Here is a 6,594-nt window from a genome sequence, read left to right as displayed (position 1 = left end):
GAGGTCGAGGATGGATTTGAACCACCGTATAAAGTCTTGCTGACTCCTGCCTGACACTCGGCCACTCGACCTTGTAAAAACTTTAAGCTCTTTAGGGATTACAGACAAAGTAACGATGTCCAGAATTCTGAGCTGTGCAATAAAATAGGTTAGGAACGATTTATCTAGGGTGATTAAAGCATTCTTTTTTGAGGTCGAGGATGGACTTGAACCACCGTATAAAGTCTTGCTGACTCCTGCCTAACACTCGGCCACTCGACCTTGTAAAAACTTTGAACTCCTTATGAATTACAGACAAAGTAAAGGTGTCCTGAATTCTGAGCTGTGCAATAAAATAGATTAGGAACGATTTATCTGGGGTGATTAAAGCGTTCTGTTTTGAGGTCGAGGATGGATTTGAACCACCGTACAAAGTCTTGCTGACTCCTGCCTAACACTCGGCCACTCGACCTAATAGTGAAACAAAGAAAATTAGAATCCTTTTCATAGACAAGTTTTTCTTCAAATATTTTAATAATTAACTATTTTTCCACCCAACTTGATTTTAACATCTGATTTTAAAAATTCCGGGAGTCTTTTAGACTCTCCGTTTCATCAGATTTTAATCCAAAGATTATTTTATTTATAATGAATCTAAATAGAAATAGTTCTTGGAAAATAGTATTCAAATAATTGTAAATCAAATACTTACAAGAAAAATATTTCACCATTTATGATTATATGATCTGTTTCATTCAAGTTTGAAAAGTAGAATTGCGATAGTACATTTGCAGTGTTTATCAAAAAAACGTGCATTAAACTGTTTAATAAGTAATAAATATGTCGATCAATCGCTCATTATTAAGTGTCCCTTTGAGATTTAGCATCTTGATGATGCTGATTTTCCAGTTGTCAGGGACACAAGTCTACGCGGTAAATCCCGATGTTCCCAACAGTGAGGAGGCGATAGCAGCAGGGAAGACCGTCTTCAATGCAAACTGTAGAACTTGTCACAGATTGGATTCCAAAAATGTTGGGCCAGCCTTGAGAGGAGTAACAGACCGCCACTCCATAGAGTGGAACAAAAAGTTTATCAGAAATTCACAAGCCTTGATTGCATCCGGTGATGCTGAAGCGGTAGCCATAGCTGCTCAATTCAACAATTTGGTGATGCCTGCCCATGAATTCCTTTCAGACACTGATCTGTTAAATTTATTATCCTACATCGAATATGGCGACAAGGTGGACCCTGCGGCTGCAGCTGCTGCTGTCGATGGCGCTTCGGCAGGCACTTCTGCAGGTTCAGGAATTCCAAGTGAATACCTGACCATTATTTTGGGAGTCCTCGTGGTAGTGTTGCTTTTGATTTTAATAGTATTGGGTCTGATCATTTCGATTTTGACCAAATATTTGGGCAATCAGAAACTTGATGCTGTTGATGAAGAATTCATCAACCAAAAGTTTGACTTCAAAAAACTTCTCAAATCAGATGGGTTTGTCATTATCATTACAACCATTGTCATAGCATTTACAGTAAAGACCGCTTTGGACGAGATATTGACTATCGGTGTTCAGCAGGGCTACGGGCCAAAGCAACCAATTGCATTTTCTCACCAACTCCATGCAGGACAATACGAGGTTGAGTGTCAATATTGCCACACAGGTGTTGAAATAGGAAAGTCTGCCAATATCCCTTCCGCAAATATTTGTATGAATTGCCACACCCATATACAGAACGTAGGGGGTAAAGAAGGAATTTCTCCTGAGATAGCCAAAATCTATGCTGCGGTGGATAATAACCAACCTATAGAATGGGTGAGGATTCATAACCTTCCCGACCTTTCTTATTTCAATCATGCTCAGCACGTTGCAGTAGGGGGGATAGAATGTCAGACCTGCCATGGACCGATTCAAGAAATGGAAGTGGTCTATCAGCACAGTTCCCTTACCATGGGATGGTGTATCGACTGCCACAGACAGACAGACATCAATTCCAAAGGAAATGAGTATTATGATAAATTGGTACAGTTACACAGCAATTCCAAGGAAGCTCTCAAGGTGAAAGACATCGGAGGATTGGAATGTGCCAAGTGCCATTATTAATTAAAGAAACAATTCAGAACTTACTTTTCTTGAATATACAATGACAGAAAATAAAAAGACCTATTGGAAAGGTTTAGAGCAATTAACAAATGATCCGGAATTTGTTAAAAATGCCGAGAGAGAATTTCCCGAGTATTTACCGATCAATGGTGGTAATGAGGAAGGATCTTCGAGAAGGGATTTCCTGAAATTAATGGGCTTCAGTTTGGCAGCTGCTTCTTTGGCGGCCTGTGAAGCTCCGGTAAGAAAGGCTATTCCTTATGTCAATAAACCTGTTGATGTCAATCCTTCAATTCCCAACTATTATGCATCTACCTTTTCTTCAGGTGGAGACTATGCATCGATTGTAGTAAAAACCAGAGAAGGAAGACCTATCAAAATAGATGGGAATGAGCTTTCTCCGGTCAATAAAGGAGGAATAAGTGCTATCGTAGAAGCATCAGTCCTTTCCCTATATGACAAGCAGAGACTTTCAGGGCCACATATCAAAGGAACAAAGTCTGATTGGGCGACCTTCGATTCTGAAGTGAAGGCCAAATTGGCTGCTGCAGGTACTGTGAAAATCGTGACTAATACAGTGATTTCCCCTTCTACTGAAAGCGTGCTTCAGCAATTTGCTGCGGCTTTTGGAGGTGCTGAAGTCATCACTTACGATCCGATTTCTAATTACGGTATAACAAAAGCAGCTGAGACCTCCTATGGAACAGCAGTGCTTCCGACTTATAGCTTCGAAAAAGCAAGCGTTATTGTGAGTTTTGGAGCAGACTTTTTGGGAACTTGGATTTCCCCTATTGAATTTGCAAAGCAATATGGTCAGGGTAGAAAAATTTCGAAAGAAAAGCCGGTCATGTCCCGCCATTTCCAATTCGAATCCAACCTTTCGCTTACCGGTGCCAATGCTGACTACAGAACACCAATAAAACCTTCCCAAAGCGGACTTGCAGTATTAGCTTTATACAATGCCATTGCGAAGCAGGCAGGATTAGCTACAGTTCCTGGTGGCGCTATAGAGATCGAGCACCTTGACAAAGCAGCAAAAGAACTTTGGGCAAATAAAGGTAAGTCCATCGTGGTATCAGGTTCAAATGATCCTAATGTGCAGGTTATTATCAATGCCATCAATGACTTACTTGAAAACAACGGGGTAACCGTTGATTTTTCCAAGCCATCATATTTCAGAAAGGGTGATGATGCTAAAATGAATCAGTTTGTTGCTGATTTAAAAGCAGGCAGTATAGGAGGAGTTGTTTTCTACAACTGTAATCCGGTGTATGATTTTGCTAAAGGCGCTGAAGTTGCAGAAGGAATTGCGAAGGCAAAAGTTTCTGTGTCTACCAATTCCACTATGGATGAGACGGCTTCTTTGGTACAGTATGTTGCTCCGGACCATCATTACCTAGAGTCATGGAATGATTTCTATCCTAGAAAAGGGGAATACAGCTTAAGTCAACCTGCGATTTCTCCTTTGTTTGATTCAAGACAAGCACAAGATTCCTTCTTAATTTGGGCAGGTGCTGCAACCAATTATTACGATTTCTTGCAACAAAACTGGAATACAACCCTATTTGCAGCCCAAACTGAAACTGCGAATTTTCAGGAATTTTGGGACAGATCATTATTCAATGGGGTGTATTCTGTACCATCCGAATCTGCGCCTGTTGCAAACATCTCTGATGTAACATCAGCAGCCTCTTCAATTGCCAAGTCATATAAAGCAGAGGGTGCAGGTACCGAACTTGCCATTTATACAAAAGTTGGAATCGGAAATGGAACATTTGCCAATAACCCTTGGCTCCAGGAAATGTCCGATCCGATCTCAAAAGCGACTTGGGACAATTACTTGACTGTTTCCCAAAAATGGGCAAATGAAAACGGTCTCAAAATGTCTGAAGGTGAGACAAGAAAAGCAAAAATTACCGTAGGAAGTAAATCCCTTGTGGTGCCTGTATTGGTACAACCGGGACAAGCTGATGGAACCGTCGGATTGGCCTTAGGGTACGGCAGAACCAAAGCAGGAAGAGTAGCTGATGGGGTAGGTGTCAATGCTTATGAATTAGCGGATAGCTCTAAAGGTTTTACAAATTTTGATGTAACTGAGGGAGTCGCTATTGAATTGACTGCTGAGGTATACAAAATTGCGCAGACCCAAACCCATCAGACTTACATGGGAAGGGAGTTTGTAATTCAAGAATCAACCCTTGGTGAGTATAAGGAAGACGCTTTTGCGGGAAGATATCAACCAAAAATTTATAAAGAAGGGGAGTTTGTCAAACCTTCAAAAATTTCACTTTGGAAAGGGCACCAGTATAGCCAACACCATTGGGGATTGGCAATTGACATGAATTCCTGTATTGGTTGCGGTGCTTGTACCATTGCCTGTCAGGTTGAAAACAACGTTTCTGTTGTCGGTAAGCAGGAAGTTCTCAATAGGAGAGAAATGGCTTGGATCAGGATTGATAGATATTACAGTTCACCGGCAGAAGCTACTTCAAACAAAGAGTTGGAAGTGGCCGCTGATAATCCGGAAGTTACTTTCCAACCGATGATGTGTCAGCATTGTAATAATGCTCCTTGCGAAACGGTTTGTCCGGTAGCTGCAACGACACACTCTTCTGAAGGGCTCAACCAAATGACTTACAACAGATGTATTGGAACAAGGTATTGTGCCAACAACTGTCCATATAAAGTAAGAAGATTCAACTGGTTCAAGTACCATGACAACAAAGATTTTGCGGCGGTGAACGTTGCACAAAATGATGACATGGGCAAGATGGTATTGAATCCTGATGTGACAGTAAGAGCAAGAGGAGTAATTGAAAAATGCTCTATGTGTGTGCAGAGAATTCAGGCAGGCAAATTGACAGCCAAAAGAGAAGGAAGGAAAGTTAAAGATGGTGAAATCAATGTAGCATGTGCTTCAGCTTGTCCTACCACTGCCATTGTATTTGGAGACATGAATGACAGCAATAGCAAAATCACTCAAATGCTCAAAATCCAAGAGGATACATTGTCTGCGATCAAAGAAGTCAATGAAGAAAGAGCCTACCACGTTTTGGAAGAAATCAATGTCAGCCCTAACGTGTGGTATTTTACCAAAATCAGAAATAAGGATAAATCAGAAGCGTAATAAATAATTTTATAAGATATGCATGTTACTTCATCCGTACGCGAGCCTCTGATTACAGGAGGTAAAACTCTGAAAGACGTCACTCATGATATATCAAGGCAAGTTGAAGCAAAACCCAGCATGGGTTGGCTATTGGCCTTTTTATTTTCTGTTGGAGTTTTGTTATTAGGATCCATTGCTTTGGTAGCGACACTTTGGGAAGGTATCGGTATGTGGGGACTCAACAAAACTGTCGGCTGGGCATGGGATATCACCAACTTCGTATGGTGGGTCGGTATCGGTCACGCAGGTACTTTGATCTCTGCTGTACTTTTATTGTTCAGACAAAAGTGGAGAATGGCCATCAACAGGGCTGCAGAAGCAATGACAATTTTTGCGGTAATCTGCGCAGCCATGTTCCCGGTAATTCACATGGGACGACCTTGGCTAGGTGCTTATTGGGCATTGCCACTTCCCAATACATTTGGATCACTTTGGGTAAACTTTAACTCACCACTCCTTTGGGACGTGTTTGCGATTTCAACTTATTTCTCTGTATCCTTGGTATTCTGGTACATAGGTTTGATACCTGATTTTGCAACGATCAGAGACAGAGCTTCCGGAATCAGAAAAACCATTTATGGTGCCCTTTCATTTGGATGGGATGGCGCCGCAAAAACCTGGAGCAGGTATGAATCCGTAGCCTTGATATTGGCAGGTTTGGCTACTCCTTTGGTACTTTCGGTTCACACCATTGTATCTTTTGACTTTGCGACTTCGGTTATTCCGGGATGGCATACCACAATCTTTCCTCCATACTTTGTTGCGGGTGCGATTTTCTCCGGATTTGCGATGGTATTGACATTGATGATTGTGACCAGAAAAGTATTCCACCTGGAAGACTATATCACTATTGGTCACATTGAGTTGATGAACATAGTTATTATTATCACAGGATCAATTGTTGGTATTGCCTACATCACAGAGTTTTTTATGGCATGGTATTCAGGAGTAGCTGCTGAGCAGTATGCCTTCATGAACAGAATGTTTGGGCCATATTGGTGGGCATATTGGTCCATGATGACCTGTAATGTGATTTCTCCTCAACTATTCTGGTTTAAGAAAATCAGGACCTCCATCGCTGCCACTTTCTTATTGTCATTGGTGGTAAATATCGGGATGTGGTTTGAGAGATTTGTAATCATCGTAACCTCCTTGCATAGAGATTATCTTCCATCATCTTGGGCGATGTTCTATCCAACCATTTCAGATGTCGGAGTTTATCTGTTCACCTTCGGATTGTTCTTCACATTGTTTTTCTTGTTTGCGAAGTTCTTCCCTGTGATCAACATGGCTGAAATTAAATCTATTGTGAAATCAACCTCAGAAAAAGTAACTAAATAAAG

At 41.2% G+C, this 6,594-nt stretch carries 3 protein-coding genes and 2 tRNA genes; 3 read left to right on the top strand and 2 right to left on the bottom strand.

Annotated features, from left to right (window positions below; translation table 11 throughout):
• Window positions 1-191 precede the first annotated feature (191 nt).
• Window positions 192-261, bottom strand: a tRNA-Cys gene (locus MMU05_RS13495).
• A gap of 120 nt (window positions 262-381) precedes the next feature.
• Window positions 382-451 (bottom strand) — tRNA-Cys (locus MMU05_RS13490).
• Between the two features lie 368 nt (window positions 452-819).
• Here MMU05_RS13490 and MMU05_RS13485 point away from each other — a divergent pair.
• Genes MMU05_RS13485 through nrfD form a run of 3 tightly spaced genes read left to right on the top strand, consistent with a single transcriptional unit; the run spans window position 820 to window position 6,592 of the window.
• Window positions 820-2,082, top strand: a complete 1,263-nt coding sequence (locus MMU05_RS13485) for a c-type cytochrome (protein ID WP_241142200.1) — start codon at window positions 820-822, stop codon at window positions 2,080-2,082.
• Window positions 2,083-2,122: 40 nt separating this feature from the next.
• A complete protein-coding gene (locus MMU05_RS13480) occupies window positions 2,123-5,209 on the top strand; it encodes a TAT-variant-translocated molybdopterin oxidoreductase (protein WP_241142199.1) in 3,087 nt (1,028 codons plus the stop codon).
• Between the two features lie 18 nt (window positions 5,210-5,227).
• Window positions 5,228-6,592 carry an NrfD/PsrC family molybdoenzyme membrane anchor subunit gene (nrfD, locus tag MMU05_RS13475; protein ID WP_241142198.1) on the top strand — a complete coding sequence of 455 codons (1,365 nt, stop codon included), beginning with the start codon at window positions 5,228-5,230 and terminating at the stop codon, window positions 6,590-6,592.
• Window positions 6,593-6,594 lie beyond the last annotated feature (2 nt).

Origin of the sequence: Cognataquiflexum rubidum (genome assembly GCF_022538115.1) — a bacterium.
Taxonomy (GTDB): Bacteria; Bacteroidota; Bacteroidia; order Cytophagales; family Cyclobacteriaceae; genus Cognataquiflexum; species Cognataquiflexum rubidum.
The sequence above is the reverse complement of the archived record's forward strand: the minus strand, read 5'-3'. Positions and strand labels throughout refer to the sequence as shown.